This is a genomic window from Candidatus Eisenbacteria bacterium (genome assembly GCA_026388185.1).
Taxonomy (GTDB): domain Bacteria; phylum Eisenbacteria; class RBG-16-71-46; order JAFGJU01; family JAFGJU01; genus JAPLKG01.
This window is the reverse complement of sequence record JAPLKG010000003.1, coordinates 72,254-86,895: the sequence shown is the minus strand read 5'-3', so window position 1 is coordinate 86,895 and position 14,642 is coordinate 72,254. Positions and strand designations below refer to the sequence as shown.

The 14,642-nt window shown below is 56.1% G+C and carries 13 protein-coding genes; all 13 read left to right on the top strand.

Translation table 11 applies throughout. The annotated features are described in order from the left end of the window. Nucleotides 1-102 precede the first annotated feature (102 nt). Nucleotides 103-1,239, top strand: coding sequence for a GNAT family N-acetyltransferase (locus tag NTX17_01185; protein ID MCX5799992.1), 1,137 nt, complete (start codon nucleotides 103-105; stop codon nucleotides 1,237-1,239). Further along, nucleotides 1,226-2,359, top strand: coding sequence for a glycosyltransferase (locus NTX17_01180; protein MCX5799991.1), 1,134 nt, complete (start codon nucleotides 1,226-1,228; stop codon nucleotides 2,357-2,359). Before NTX17_01185 ends, NTX17_01180 begins: the two co-directional genes overlap by 14 nt. Next, nucleotides 2,360-3,481 carry a GNAT family N-acetyltransferase gene (locus NTX17_01175; GenBank protein MCX5799990.1) on the top strand — a complete coding sequence of 374 codons (1,122 nt, stop codon included), beginning with the start codon at nucleotides 2,360-2,362 and terminating at the stop codon, nucleotides 3,479-3,481. It abuts the gene before it with no gap. 72 nt (nucleotides 3,482-3,553) lie between these two features. Further along, on the top strand, nucleotides 3,554-4,702 hold the full coding sequence (locus NTX17_01170) for a radical SAM protein (protein ID MCX5799989.1): 1,149 nt from the start codon (nucleotides 3,554-3,556) through the stop codon (nucleotides 4,700-4,702). Next, complete coding sequence (locus NTX17_01165; GenBank protein MCX5799988.1) at nucleotides 4,681-5,340, top strand: GNAT family N-acetyltransferase; 660 nt, start codon at nucleotides 4,681-4,683, stop codon at nucleotides 5,338-5,340. Before NTX17_01170 ends, NTX17_01165 begins: the two co-directional genes overlap by 22 nt. A 10-nt stretch (nucleotides 5,341-5,350) precedes the next feature. Continuing rightward, nucleotides 5,351-7,552 (top strand): glycosyltransferase, encoded by a 2,202-nt coding sequence (locus NTX17_01160; GenBank protein ID MCX5799987.1) that lies wholly within the window; start codon nucleotides 5,351-5,353, stop codon nucleotides 7,550-7,552. A gap of 50 nt (nucleotides 7,553-7,602) precedes the next feature. Further along, nucleotides 7,603-8,841: a glycosyltransferase family 4 protein gene (locus NTX17_01155; GenBank protein ID MCX5799986.1), complete on the top strand. Its 1,239-nt coding sequence runs from the start codon at nucleotides 7,603-7,605 to the stop codon at nucleotides 8,839-8,841. 6 nt (nucleotides 8,842-8,847) lie between these two features. Next, nucleotides 8,848-9,885, top strand: coding sequence for a glycosyltransferase family 2 protein (locus NTX17_01150; protein MCX5799985.1), 1,038 nt, complete (start codon nucleotides 8,848-8,850; stop codon nucleotides 9,883-9,885). A gap of 35 nt (nucleotides 9,886-9,920) precedes the next feature. Beyond that, nucleotides 9,921-11,450 carry an O-antigen ligase family protein gene (locus NTX17_01145; protein ID MCX5799984.1) on the top strand — a complete coding sequence of 510 codons (1,530 nt, stop codon included), beginning with the start codon at nucleotides 9,921-9,923 and terminating at the stop codon, nucleotides 11,448-11,450. After that, nucleotides 11,450-11,953, top strand: a complete 504-nt coding sequence (locus NTX17_01140; protein ID MCX5799983.1) for a PTS sugar transporter subunit IIA — start codon at nucleotides 11,450-11,452, stop codon at nucleotides 11,951-11,953. Before NTX17_01145 ends, NTX17_01140 begins: the two co-directional genes overlap by 1 nt. A 452-nt stretch (nucleotides 11,954-12,405) precedes the next feature. Beyond that, the gene (locus NTX17_01135; GenBank protein MCX5799982.1) at nucleotides 12,406-13,134 is read left to right on the top strand and encodes a hypothetical protein; all 729 of its coding nucleotides are present in this window, start codon (nucleotides 12,406-12,408) and stop codon (nucleotides 13,132-13,134) included. A gap of 8 nt (nucleotides 13,135-13,142) precedes the next feature. After that, nucleotides 13,143-13,298 carry a hypothetical protein gene (locus tag NTX17_01130; GenBank protein ID MCX5799981.1) on the top strand — a complete coding sequence of 52 codons (156 nt, stop codon included), beginning with the start codon at nucleotides 13,143-13,145 and terminating at the stop codon, nucleotides 13,296-13,298. 199 nt (nucleotides 13,299-13,497) lie between these two features. Next, complete coding sequence (locus NTX17_01125) at nucleotides 13,498-14,631, top strand: hypothetical protein (GenBank protein ID MCX5799980.1); 1,134 nt, start codon at nucleotides 13,498-13,500, stop codon at nucleotides 14,629-14,631. The last annotated feature ends 11 nt before the right edge of the window (nucleotides 14,632-14,642 follow it).

Here is a 14,642-nt window from a genome sequence, read left to right as displayed (position 1 = left end):
AGTGACGCATCTTCCTCTGTTCGCTTTTGGCTTCCTCTGTTATAGTACCCCCCGGAAAGTCAGACCATGGATCGACGCGTAAGGGATTCTTGAGGCAATCGCATGTTCCACGCCGACATCATTTCCAATTTTGACGAGCTTGGAGCTTACAGGGCAGAGTGGAATCAGCTCCTGTCCCGGAGCAACGCAAACATCTTTCTGACCTGGGAATGGGTTTCGACCTGGTGGGAATTTTTTGGGACGAACTCCGTTCTTTTTGTAGTCGCGGTCAGGGATGCCGGCGGGAAACTGGTCGGTCTTGCCCCCTTGAAGATAAGCTCACGAAAGACGCTCGGTCTTTTTCCGGTAAGACTACTTGAGTTCATCGGGTACGGTTCACCGGTTTCGCCGGAATATTTGGATTTCATTGTGGCCGAGCAGGATTATGAAGAGATAGTGACGGAAATAGTCGAGGCCTTGATGAGAAACAAGGAAAGCTGGGACGTTCTATATCTCTCAGATGTAGACGCAAACTCCCCGGTCTTGCCTTTGCTCAAGAAGCTCCTTTCCGGCGGGAACGTGTTCGTGTGGCAGAGAAATTTCAATGTGTGTCCTTACTTGAGACTGCCCTCAAGCTTGGACGAGCTCTTGAATTCGTATTCCTACAAGAAGAGAAGCGCCGTCAAGAGGACGCGCAAGAAACTGGAGAGTTCCTCCGCAGTCAAGCTCGTTCTCGCAGAAGACCCCGCTTCTCTGCCCCACGCCTTTGAACAGGCGGCTCGCCTGCACCGTCTGTCACGGCAGAAAAAGGGTGAGACGGGTAACTTTTGTAGAAAGAACTACCTGGCCTTTCATCTCAAACTGTCTCAGGTCATTGCCGGCAACGGTTGGCTCTACTTGGCTTTCCTCGAGGTCGATCAGCGTCCGGTTGCATTCCGTTACGGCTACCTTTATGGTTCGAAGTACTATGACTATCAGACCGGCTATGACCCTCAATTCGAGAAGAATCGAGTGGGCGCGGCCATGCTTGGCTACGTTGTGGAAGACCTGATAGCAAAGTCCGTCCGAGAGTTTGATTTCCTGCGCGGAGAACACGAGTACAAGTGGCATTGGACGAAGGAGTTCCGTCGAACTGTGCTTTTCTGCGGCTTCCAGCGCGGCCTGGCCGGTCTGCCCTTGCTCGTGTGGTGGCCGGTCAAGGAGCGAATCAAAAGACTGTTCCTTCCACACAAATCGGAAGTCTCTCATGAGAAGAACTAAGATACTGTTCGTCATCGATCACGTCGGTCACATTGGCGGTGGAACGGAAGGGCAGCTTTCGAAACTCGTCAACGGTCTGGATCGGAATGAATTTGAAGTGCATCTGGCGGTGCTTAGGCACAGCTCTTGGATCGAGACCGGTTACTTCGACTGTCCCAAGTTCGTCGTAGGAATTACTTCCTTCAGGAATCCCGGCGCCTGGCTGAAGATCCGACGACTGGTAGCCTTCATACGGAACGAGAAGTTCGACATAGTGCAAACCTATTTTCCCGATTCGAATCTGGCGGGCGTGATGGCCGCCAGATGGGGTAGGGCGAGGAAAATCGTCTCCACCCAACGCAACCTGGGACACGATCTGAATCGCAGTCGAATCCTTGCGTTGAAAGTAGTGAGTACCAGGGTGGATCGCTACCTGGTCAACTGCCAGGCGGTCAGGGAGAGCTTGATTCTGAAGCTGGGCGTTCCTCGAGACAAGGTGGGCGTCATCTACAACGGAATAGAATATCAGAAATTCGGAAGAGTTACCGACAAGTCGCCCAACGAGCTCAAACAAGAACTGGGTGTTCGAGACGGGGAACTGACCGTGGGGCTAGTGTCGAATTTGCGGCCGATCAAGAATATCGAGGGCTTCTTGTGCGCGGCCGCCCAAGTGGCCGGGGACGTTCCTCAAGCCAGGTTCCTGATAGTGGGCGACGGGGAAGCGGCAGAAACTCGGCGACTGAGACGGCTCTCCGATGACTTGGGAATAGGACGGAAGGTAACGTGGACGGGAGTTGTTGAGGATGTGACTCCCTATCTTGACGTGTTGGATTTGGGCGTCTTGTCTTCTCGATCTGAGGGACTGTCCAACACCATCCTGGAGTATATGGCCAGCGGGTTGCCCGTCGTAGCTGCGTCGGTCGGGGGCACGCCGGAGCTCGTGGTAGAGGGAGAGGGTGGTTTCCTGGTTCCGCCTGACGATTCCGCGGCGTTGGCCGAGAAGATCACGTTGCTTCTGAATGACGCCGGACTCAGAAACGCGATGGGGAAGACAAATCAAAGAATCGTCCGGGAGAAGTTCTCTCTGACGCAGATGATAGACCGTCATCGAGAGTGTTTTCGTCAACTTCTAGACCATTAGATGCAGATAGTCGAAATCACCGATTACGAGAGTTTTCTACGACTGGAATCCGAATGGAACGGACTCTTGCGCGGCCACTCGGACGAAAAGCCGTTCTACATGCATCAGTGGTTCAGGATCTGGTGGGACAGCTTCGGCACGAAGAAAAAACTCTATGTTCTGGTTGCCAGGCAGGAGCAGAAGGTCCTGGCCATAGCTCCGCTGATGATCTCGAGAGGGTCCTACATGGGATTCCCCATGAGGATCATCGAATTCATGGCCAACCACCAGTCGCCCAAGATCGACTTCATCTTTCCGCCGGACAATACGGCCGGCGCGGAGAAGATTCTCGACCATCTGTGGAGAAGAAACAACTGGGATCTGCTCAAGCTGGAAGACATATTGGAGAGTTCGCCGGTCATCGATCTGATCGAGAAGAAGTGCGGAGACGCCCGGCTTCTCTGGGGCAAGAGAATGATCCGCCTGTCCCCCTACATTTCCATTCAATCCGATTGGAACAGCTTTCTGGCCACACGCTCCAGGAAATTCAGAAAGAACATGAGAAATCGACAGCGGCGACTGGGAGAATCGGGGGACTTTAGAATAGAGGAGCACTCACAGATAGACGATCTTGACGGCCTGCTGGCGCAAATTCAGAACGTCACCCGAAAAAGCTGGCAGGGCGGCAGAGGCAGCTCCGCTTTTTCCACTAAGGAAAGTCTGAATTTTTACGTTAACTTAGCTAGATGGGCGAATCAGGAGCGATTCCTGGTGTTGTGGCTATTGATATTGAATTCCATTCCCATAGCGTATGAATACCACCTGCGTAGTGGTCAAACGGAGTTCGGTCTCAAGGCGGAATATGATGAACGCTTCAAGCAGGGTTCGCCGGGGGGCGTGTTGGACCAATTCATCGTAGAGAGTCTGTTCGACCGAGGGTTGAAGACGTACGACCTCCTGGGTTACGACGATCCTTACAAGATGTGCTGGACTGAATCGGTCCACAGACACGTGAGGTACTACATCCTGAAGAACAGAGCTTACGCGCGAATGCCTTTCTGGCTCGACTTCAGACTGAGAGACTATCTCAGGAGGTTCGGGATTCTCGTGCGGCTCAAGAAGATGGTTTTGTCCAACACTTGACCTGACTCACGCTTTGCAGCGTCGGGGGTTCTGTCGGAGGCTCGGTGAAGGCCGGCAGCCGGAGGAATCAGAGTGATCTCAACTTTTTTCGGAAAAGTCGCTCGGCAACTGGGATATCTTTCTCGGCGAGAGATAGACTACCATCTCGTCAAACCGCGAGACGCGCTCTTCTTCATCACGTATCGCTGCACCTCCGGCTGTAAGACTTGCAGTATGTGGCAGAGGAGGCAAACCGGGGAGGAGCTTAGCCTGGCAGAGTGGCAACGAACCGTAGATATGTGTTATGGCCTGGGAGTAAAGTACATCGAGCTTTTTGGGGGAGATGCGCTTCTGCGAAAGGAAGTCGTGATTCCTTTGATTTCTCATATCAAGAAATACCCCATAGAAGCCGATTTGGTCACGAATTGTAATCTTATGGATCGGGCCACGGCGGAGGGCTTGGTTCAAGCCGGTCTGGATGACCTGTGGCTGTCCGTCGACGGAGTTGGGGAGAGTCAAGACCTCGTAAGAGGTAAAGACGGTTCCTACGACAAGGTGCTAAACTGCATAGAAGCGGTCAAGAGAGCCCGAGGTGAGAAGAAGCGCCCGTTATTACACTGCAACACCACCATCTCCAAGTTCAACGTCGACGCGTTCGAGAAGGTCCTATCCTTTGCAGAGGCTGTGGGCCTGGATTTGATGCATTTGGAATACGCAGGCGAATTCCTTCCGGAGATGGTCGATCACGCAAGCATAAATGGTATCAGACCCAATCCATATTACATTTTCCAGGGAGACTCCATCTTAGTCGATCAAGCACAAGCCCGGACGCTGAAGCGGAAAGTGCGTGAACTGAAAAAGGAAGCGCGCGGCATGAGGATCGCTCTGATGACCGAGAACGTGGATTGTCTCAAGGCCCGAAACCTGGTCACGGGCCGATTCGGCAACAAGAAATGCTACGTCGCCCGCTTCAAGGTCACCGTTGACCCCTACGGCAATGTGCTGCCTTGTCCGTTTTTCGGTGACTATCATTTGGGAAACATCCGGAACGAAGACCTGGCACGGATATGGCGGAACGAGAAGCATCTCAGTTTCATACGAAATCTTGGCAAGATTTGGTCGGGTTTTTGCAGGCACTGCATTCTGGGAGTGCAAAGAAACCGGACCTTCCGGCAGCTCTTGCTGGAGAGAACCTACCGTTTCATGAGGAATCCGCGAAGGTGGTTTGGGTCAGTTCGCTAGTCGAGAGGGCTCTGGAGACCCGCAGAAACGAAGGTGCACGGGCGCTCCTGCGAGAAATCCGTCGGAGAATCTGGAACTACCAGAGAGCGATCTGGATGGTGAGGGACTTGTCGGTAACTTTTCCTGCAAACACGACCTCGGCTCCGGTCGAGATAGATTTTTCCCGGCCGGAGGAGACGACGGCCTGGCTCTTGAGACAACACATGCCGGGAACCGTTGACCCCAGGGAGCTAGAGCTTGCCGAGAAGCTAAGGCATCTCTTGCCCCACGTTAGAATGGAAGGCGAGATCGTGGGATACATGAAGATCGGGTTCGAGCGAGTCTACGTTCTGGACTTCAAGAAAGAGTTCGACCTCCCGCCCGGCGTGGCCTTCATCTATGATACCTACGTGGACCCGAGGCTGAGAGGAAAGAACGTTGCTCCCTTTCTGATCGATAGAGTTTCCGGGCTCATGAAGGAGAAGGGATACACGGAGATTTATTGTCACATTCGCGTCAAGAACCTGGCGTCAATAAAGGCCTATCAGAAATGTAGTTTCAAGCCGGTGCGAGTCATCTCTTGGTTTGCTCTTCTTGGTTTGAGTTTCTTCAGCTTCCCACCCGAAAAGATGTGGATGAGCCAGTCGAAAGGACGGTGAGATCTCGAACGTGAAAAGTCGTCGCATGGTGCGTGGTTTTTGCCGACTGGGCGAGAAGTCGGGCGTCTTTCCATTCGTAACGTCGCGTGTCGGCCCTTTGATCTCCGGCCCGCAAGCGTCGATCGTCACTTTTCACGACGTCTGGGCCAGGGGCGATGAACTGTCCTACGGCATCTCGCCTGAGGCGCTCGAAGAGAGTATCCGCTACGTCACCAAACATTTTAACGTGGTTCCTCTGAGCCACGTACTTGACGCAATAGAGGGCAAGAGGGAACTCACGCCCCCGGCACTTGCGATCACCTTCGACGACGGTAGAAGGAGTTTTCTCACTCATGCGGTTCCCGTTCTGCGAAATCACGGCGTCAGCGCGGCGGTTTCCATAGTCACAAAAACACTTGAGCCTTCCTTCGTTATATGGACCGATTTGGTGGAGGAGCTCGTGGCCTGCTTGGAGAATGTGCGTCTTCCCAAGTATCTTGACTACGTTGAGTCACTCGAAACCGGCACTTTCCCGCTCAAGAGGGCCGCAGTAATAAGACTCAAAGCGTATCTCCGATATCTTCCTGCCCGCAGGAGGCAGGCTGCGGTGAGGGAATTGCTCAGAGTGAACGACGTCAAGGAAAGGGAACTCCCCTGCTCGCGACTCTATCTCTCCCGGGAAGACGTACTCCAACTGCTTGAATCGGGGATGGAGATCTGTTCTCACAGTCACTCTCATGAAGTCTTCTCCTTGCTCTCCAAAGAAGAGGCCAGGAGTGAGCTCCTCACGTCCAAGCACATTCTCGAGGAAATTGCCGGGAAGAAGGTGGACTGTTTCGCATTTCCGAGTGGAACAAGAGCGGATTTCCGGCCGCTCGACGTTTCTCTCGCTCGGGAAGCCGGGTATCGTGCGGTCTTGTCAACCGTGCGTGGCGTCGTGAGGCTGTCCAGTGGCGCGTTCCTTCTCCCGCGCATCGAGGCACCCGGCGGATACGAGGAACTACCGCTGCCTGTGTTTTCGTGTCTCTCCGCCGTCGAGTCAGTCCTATGTGCGAAACGCGAAAGGACACTGAAATCTCTGGCCGCGCACGACGGGCGAATCAACGTGCTTTACGTAATTGACTCTCTGCATCCACAATATGCGGGTGGAACGGAGACTCAACTCGAAAGCACCATCAGCAACGCCGACAGGGATCTAGTGAATCCCTTCCTGTGCACCCTTCGGGGCGTCGTTACGTCCGATTTCAAATGCCCGGTAACGATACTTGGAGTCGCCAAGCTACTCGACCCCGGCTTTGTCTCGGGTCTGTGGCGTCTGACCAGACTGATGAGGAAGCAAAGAATAAACGTTGTCCACCTGTCGTTCTTTGACTCCGTCGTGCTGGGCACTCTGGCGGCGCGTCTGGCGCGAGTACCGGTGATAATAACCAGCAGGAGAGGCATCAGAAGTCTCGCGTTCACGTGGCCGCAGGTAGTGTTCGTCAGAATGCTCGATACGCTCGCCACGTGCGTTCTCTCCAACTCGCACGCCGTAGAAGAATCCGTGCGGGCAGACGAGAAGATCCCCCGGCACAAAGCTCTGGTGATTCACAACGGTATGGTTGCGCCTCAGGGCGTGGCACTGCCGGCACACGAGGCCAAGCTGGGGCTTGAACTCAAGCCGGGAGAACTCTGCGTGGGGATGGTAGCCAATCTCAGATACGTGAAAGGCGTGGACGTGTTTATCGCAGCGGCGTCGGTCGTCTTCAAGGAAGAGCCCCTGTCACGCTTCTGCATATTCGGGGAGGGAGAGCTTCGCGAAGAGCTGGAGAATCTTGCCTCGTCACTGGGCATCGCTGGGGCAGTGACGTTCTTCGGTTTCAGGCGGGACGCACATACACTGATTCCAGGCTTTGACGTGGCGGTGATTTCTTCGAGAAGCGAGGGCTGCGCCAACGCCCTGCTGGAGTATTGCTCTGCCGGTTCCGCCATCGTCGCAACTGACGTGGGTGGAAATGCTGAGATAGTGGCCGACTGTGAAAGCGGCTTGCTGGTTCAGTCGGACGATCCCGCCATGCTCGGGAGGGGAATACTGAGGCTTCTCAGGGACTCTCACCTGCGTACGTGGCTGGGGTCGCACGCGAGAATGGAGGCGGATCAGAAATTCCTGTTCAGGGACGCGCTCAGACAGTTGTGGTGTCTTTACTGGAGACTGATGCAACCCAGGAGTGGTTCAATACCGAAAGGTAGCTAGCGTCAGGATCATGGTCCTCGTGGACCGGAGACGTTTGAAAGTAGAGGAACATGGTTGGTTCTGCCGACGGAATCGGCTCGTCCAGGATGATCGGCTCGCTCAAGGTCAAAGTAATGCACGTGCGCGCGAGCAACTTTTTCGGGGGGCCCGAGAAGCAGATAGTCGAGCACCTGAAGCTGCTCCGGGGAACTCAGATTGAGGCCCTACTGTGCAGCTTCTACGAAAACGGCAAGGAGACAGAGCTTGCCCGGAGGGCTAACGCTCTAGGGATACGGTCCTTCTCTGTTCCGTGTATTAGCGCCTACGATCCGACGCAGGTTCTTCGTTTGAGAAAGCTCTTCAAGACTCAGAGACCCGAACTGATTTGCACGCACGACTATCGATCCACTTTTCTCTGTCTTGTCGGACGAGCGGGGCTTCCCGCGCGGCAGATTGCGTTCTGGAGAGGGACGACGAGGGAGAATCTGAAGGTTGCTCTCTACTACAAACTCGAGAATTGGCTTCTGAGACGGATGGATCACGTTGTCGTCGTTTCGAGAGAGCAACAGAACGTTCTGGCGTCACGAGGTCTGCCGGAAAACAAAGTCTCGCTCGTCCCCAATGCCGTGTCTGTAGAACGAGAGAAACAGGATGACCGCGCAGAGCACCGTCGAAACGAAGGCGAGGCCGCGCAGTGCGATGTGCCGGCGGACGCGGGATCGGACGACGGACTCTCGGCGCTGTTCAGCAAGTTCTGCGGGAAAACGATAATCGCAACCGCGGGGAGGCTCTCGCCCGAAAAGGGGCAAGAGTACCTCATTGAGGCCATGCCGCGCGTGCTCGCCAGCGAGAAGGAGGCAGTACTCTTGGTTTTCGGTGACGGTCCCCTGCGAGACCATCTCGCGAGACTTGCGGAAAAGATTGGGTGCGCCGATTCGATTCATTTCCTTGGCCATGTCCCGGGCCTTGCTTCATCTCTCAGGAACGTTGACTTGTTCGTTCTTCCTTCTCTGACGGAAGGGCTTCCGAACGTGCTCCTCGAGGCTCTTGCTGCGGCAACGCCGGTGATAGCGACCGCGGTTGGCGGCGTCCCCGAAATTGTCGTTAACGGAGAGACCGGGATTCTTGTCTCGCCCGGAGAGAGCGGCCAATTGGCGAGGGCGATCACTGAATTGTTGTCTGATCCCGGACTTGCCAGGGCCATGGGGCAAGCCGGGCAGGAAGCGATTCGTAGATCACATTCCTTCGAAGGACAGCTCCGACTCCTGACGGAGGTTTACACGAAGACTCTCGCAGTAGAGAGGGCGTGACGATTCATGGAGAGCAACGGCACATCCGAGCCCATCTTCATCAGCGTTGTCCTTCCCGTGCTGAACGAAGGCAGGCACATAGGCGGCGTTCTGGAAGCACTGTGCAGGCAGAAGTTTCCGCCAGACAGATTTGAGCTTCTCGTGGTGGACGGGGGTTCTACCGACGAAACCGTGTCCGTCGCCGCAGGCCTGAGCAAGATTCATCGGAACATCCGCGTGCTCGAGAACCCCCGGCGTCTGTCGAGCTCTGGGAGAAACGTTGGAGCCAGAGCGGCCAGGGGGGACGCAGTCTTGTTTGTAGATGGTCACTGTGAGATTCCGGATGAGTTTCTGCTCAGGAATCTGGCGGACCTTTTTCGAACGACGTCGGCAGACGTGATATGCAGACCTCAGCCGTTGGAGTGGACTGGATCGGGCGACGTCCAGAGGGCCATAGTCATCGCGAGGACCTCGTGGCTCGGCCACAATCCTTCTTCGCTGATTTTCTCTACTGCGAAGGAGGACCTCGTCGATCCAGACAGCTCCGGCGCAGCCTACACGCGTCGCGTGTTTGAGCGAATAGGGTACTATGACGAAAGACTGGATGCGTGCGAGGACGTTGACTTCAATCTAAGAGCAAGGAAGGCGGGGCTGAGGGCCTTCACCAGCCCGCGCGTGATGGTCCGCTACCATGCCAGAGACGATCTTGGCCCTCTGTTTAGACAGATGGCGCGTTACGGTGCGGGTCGCGCCAGGCTGTTCCTGAAGCATCCCAGAGATGCGACCTCGGGCCCGATTCTGCTTGGAACGCCACTCGTCATTGTTGTTGCCCTCGCCGTGCTCGCACTGTTTTTCATGGCAGCCGGACAAGCCTTGTTTTTCCTGGCGTGCGCGTACGTTCTCTTGATAGCATCGGCTTCTCTTGTCCTCTCCTTGAGACACGGGTTACGGCTGATGCCCTCGATCTTCGTGGCGCTGCTAATCACTCACGCGGGGCTTTTCGCCGGTTTTTGGAGAGGTATGATCGGCTTCGGGCGTCCGGCCCGGAGTCCTGCAGAGCGATAACGGACGGCGATGATGTTTGGGGGAGACACCGGCCAGTGAACGAGCACGATACGGAAGACGGAAGAGAGCCTGTCCGGGTTGAGTCGGGACGGGTGCGGGGTGCGGGCCCGCGACCGCCGATAAACCCTGGCACGCTTTTCAAGATATTCGCGGTGTTTGTGATACCGGTGACCGCAGGACTTATGCTTCTCTTTTTTGATCCTCTGCTGGTCTTCTTGATTGCGGTGGCACTCTACGCATCACTGTGGTTTCTCTTCAACCCCTTTCCAGCCTTGCTACTCTTCATGCTTCTCGTCGCCGTGAGGCCGCAAGAAGGTATAGTGCAGCTCGAGCCGTTGCACGTCGAGAGGTTGTGCGCGGTGTTGGCCGCGGTTGGTTGGGGATTTCAGGTTGCCGCGGGGAGAAGGTTCTGGCCGGTTTCGCGCGGCATTGCTTCGTGGCTTCTCGTCTTCGTGGTCGTGTGTTTTCTCTCCGTTTTCACGGCGGTGTGGAAGTTGGGGGCCGCCACTGCATGGATTGAGCTTCTCAAGTTGGGGGTTCTTGCCTTTCTCACTTCGCAAATGGTGAATACTCCAAGGAGGCTCTTTGTCTTCTTGTCGGTTTTTGCGCTGGGGCATGTGTGGATGGCAGCGGAGAGCTTGAGGCTCTACTACTCCGTGGGCTATAACTACACTGCAATGGGCATCGTCAGGGCGACCACCGACTCTCTTTCGAGGGGGGACCCGAACTCGCTTGCCGCCAGCTTGGTTCTCGCCGTCTGTTTCGGGTTGTATTGCATCGGAGCGAATCGAAACCTCTTCTGGCGGCTGTGCTGGCTTGGCGTCATCTGCGCCGGGAGCGTCGTTGTGGTTCTCACTGGTTCCAGGTCAGGGATGTTGGGCGTTCTGTTCCTGTTGTTCTACATGTGGATCACGCACAAGAGAAGGATGCTGACGGGCATCATAGTCATGCTGGTCGCCGTGGGGGCATGGGTTGCCATGCCTATGCAGTACAAGGAGAGATTCTTGACCATCTTTGAGTTCCAAAAGAACGCTTCCGCGGCCGAATCTGCGATGGGACGAATCGAAGGGTTAAGAGTCGGATCTCAGATGTTCATGGACAGACCGCTCCTGGGCGTAGGAATTGGGGATTTCGGCATCGCGCACGGCATGATCTATTCGCCCCCGCAGAACCGCAATTGGTTCGAGGCGCACAATCTGTTGGCACAGGTAGGCGGTGAGACCGGAATACTCGGCCTGATCGCGTTTGCAGGCTTTGTGATTGTCTGTATGAGGGGGGCCGCACGGGCGGGGTCGTTGTTGTCCTCGGTGGACACTCCCGAAGCGAAGGGTATCAGTGCCGTCTGCCGTGCCTGTTTGGCCGCCTATTGGCTCTTGCTTTTACTCGGTCTGTTCGGTCACAACATGATGCGATATAACTGGTACTTGAACGCCGCCATTGTCTCGGCGTGCCTCGTGATGGCGCCCTCCGTTGGAGGCTCCGCCGCGACCCGAGCGACCCGAGCGCACCGTCTGACGCGGCATAGCTTGAGCGACACGCAGCCGCCGGCCTTGGGAGACATCTGATGCGACTTTCGAGGTATCTGACTCCCGAGCTTGTTGAGCTCAACCTTGATTCTCTCGTGACTCTTGATTTTCCCGAGGAAATGAGCCCTCAAAGAGTGGTCAGGGAAACGAAGGAGAGAATAGTGACCGCCCTGGCAGACCTCCTCGACCGCTCGGGGAACGTGCGAAATTCTCGTCGCCTCTTCCGCGACTTGCACAACCGTGAGAAGAAGGCCACGACGGGCATCGGAGGCGGCGTGGCTCTCCCTCACGTAAGAACCGTCCAGGTAAAAGAATTCGTAATCGCGTTCGCGCGCTCGGACAAGGGGTTGGAATTCGAGGCGCTCGACGGAAAGCCAGTGAACGTTTTCTTTCCGATGGCGGCCCCTCCCAGCGACGACGTGTTCTATCTCAGGGTTTACAAGTCTCTCGCCGATTTACTGCGTTTCGAGAATGCCGTCCAGGAGCTGCGAAGCGCGAGTGACCCACACGAGATACTCAGAGTGATCCGAAGCTTCGAATAATCTCTCGCGTTTCATTGCGGGCGCCGCCGTCGGCCGCATGCGCGGCAGGCATGAGCCGATTTCTCGAGGGGCGGCCTGTATGCGCGCCACGGCCCACCTGCCCAGCTCCCGTCACTCTCGTCGACAGAGGCGCCTCCAAAGTTTACAGGGCGCGGCGGCGGTAACGTCGCGAGGCGCCCCGCGCCGCCTCGGGCCGCCCCTACAACTCCACCACACGACCCTGGTTACAGCATTCAGCAAGCCCGAGCGCGACTCCAGTCGCCGTGGCACGGCGCTTGCCGGAGTGTGAGTCCGGCTTCGTGAAACAGAAGGCCCTCGGGCCGGTCGATCTTCTGTCCTGTCTTCGTCCAGAGTAAACGCAGATCGCAGTGAGAGGGTGCAGGCGCGCGGCCGTTGTTCCCCCTGAGTTTGTCTCATGTCCGTGGTGTTTCTGGAAAGAGGAGGTGGCTGTGGTGAGAACAAGGAGATTTTCGACGCCGTCGGTAGTCGTTTCGGTTTTCTTCATTGCCTGCGTGTCAGTCGTGCCCGCCCTCGCAGTGGCGGCCGCAGCAAGGGCCGACATACACTCTGTCAATCCGTTTGACACCGTGGCAGGTCGCGATTATCATAGCGGCCGCGCAACGGCAACAGCAGGCTTTCACTCAACCTATCAGTGGACGGATACCTCAAGAGAGCAGCGGGAAAAGGTAAACCCGAATCCGTGGCCGTCGGTGGACTCCGGTCCAGATAGGGCGAGACAGGTGCTGGAGTTGCCGAAGGCGGGCAAAATTCTCGCACGCTGCCGGGCGCTCGGAATGGTGGAACTGCCCGAACAGGCCTTTGAGCTTTCTGAGCCCGACGGGAGTTCCGGTCCTGGATACTTCGTCGTGCCCATGATAAATCCAAGAGGTGACAGGTTTGCCACTGCCATGCTCTACCGGGAAGAAGACGGAAGCGTCCTTGCAATGACCGTGGACACGGCCACCAATGAGCTGACGGAGTTGGTTTCTGCCGACGATGAGTCGGACGTTGAAGAGCAAGCGATCAAGTTCAACAAGAAGAAGTGGGCCGATTGTTTCGTGGCCACGTGCGGTCCGTGCATAGCCGGATGTGCCTTCACCGGCCCTCTGTGGTTGAAATGCACTGGTTCGTGTTGCGGGGTGGCGGCGGCCGTGTGTGTCTACATCGCCATGAAAGAGTGAGGTGTCAGATGAGCAAAGCGGGAGTGTCATTTCTGCTCACATTAATCGTGGGCGGCGTAATCATCGGCGACAACGCCCTCGTGGCGCCGTGGCGCTACGTTGTCTGGGGTGTGGGGCTCTGTCTCCCGTGGCTGGTCATGACCAGGTTACTGCCGCGGCAGTAACCTGGCGCCGAGGCTTACTGGACGAGTCCACGAAGCGTTTTTTCTTCAATTGACGCGAAGAAAGGGCCGGGCGCTCGACAAGTAATATCTCGACTTCAGAAGCGGAGTGGAGTAGTCTTTTGATTCCGTGTCGCTGGCGTCAAGACCTGCGGGTTTCTCTGACGCCTGGCCTTCTGCCTCCAGAACAGGACGAGTGAATATGTGGAAGACAACCGAAGGTAGTACGGGAAGACTGCTCCAGTTGTGCTTTAGCTATTTCTTCTTCTACGTCATCACGGGATTCACCGTGAAGTACTTTACGGGTAAGCCGGAGCTCGGGTTCCCGGGGATGACGCAAACCGAGTTTCTGGTTTACAGCACTTTGGGAGGAACCAGCCTGTGCGTGGCCGTCGTGTTGGTTCTGCGTTGGTTTAGAACCAAATCGACCAACTTGGTTCATTGGGGCGCTCTCAGTTTTCCGCGGGAGTACTTGTACATAATCCCGTCCGGTGTATGCACGGCGGTTGTGATCCCGACCACGACGCTCATGTATTCCCTTCCCATCTCGGTCATGGTTGCGATGGTGATCATGCGGGCCAGCATTATAGTGATCAGTCGCGCCGTGGACGCAGTCCAGATTCAAAAGGGCATACTTCATAAGAAGGTCTACGTTGAAGAAAACATAGGCGTTGTGTTTGCGTTGATTGCAGCAAGCGTGCAGATATTCTGGCGCAAGGAGGGGGACTTCGACTTCGCGCGTTCGGGCGTGGCCATGACGATTCTCGGCAGCTACATCACAGCTTACGCCATCCGCATCTACATAATGAACTACTACAAGAACACGCGCGCCAAAGGGATGAAGCTCGACAATAAGTGGTTCTTTTCCATCGAGCAGATTGCTGCTTGCACAACCATGGTGGTGGTTGGGTTGTTTCTCTTCTACGGTCCTCGGCATTTCGGGTGGGAGAGCGCCCAGCTCGGACTTTTCAGAGGGGCCTTAACCAATCCCAGGCCGATGTGGTCGTGGGCGATCCTGGCCGGCATGGCTTACGGCATGGTCGCCTTCTTCTCGGTCTTCATCTTCATGTTCAAAGGCAGGACGGCAACCTTCGCCGGTCTTGTGAACCGGCTCACCTCGCTTGTTGCCGGCACTGCTGCCACGCTGGTTTTCTGCTTTGCCTGCGGAGGGAGCTTCCCCAAAATCCAGGACTGGTTTTCTCTTGCGTTCATCCTCGTTGCGGTGGGCTTTTTGACTGTGGCCGAGAGGAAGCGTGTGGCCGAACTCGTGGCGGCACACGAGATTGACGTTGCCGCCGGACACGCTGCGAGTTCCGGCGCACCCACCAGAACGTAGACACCAGACCG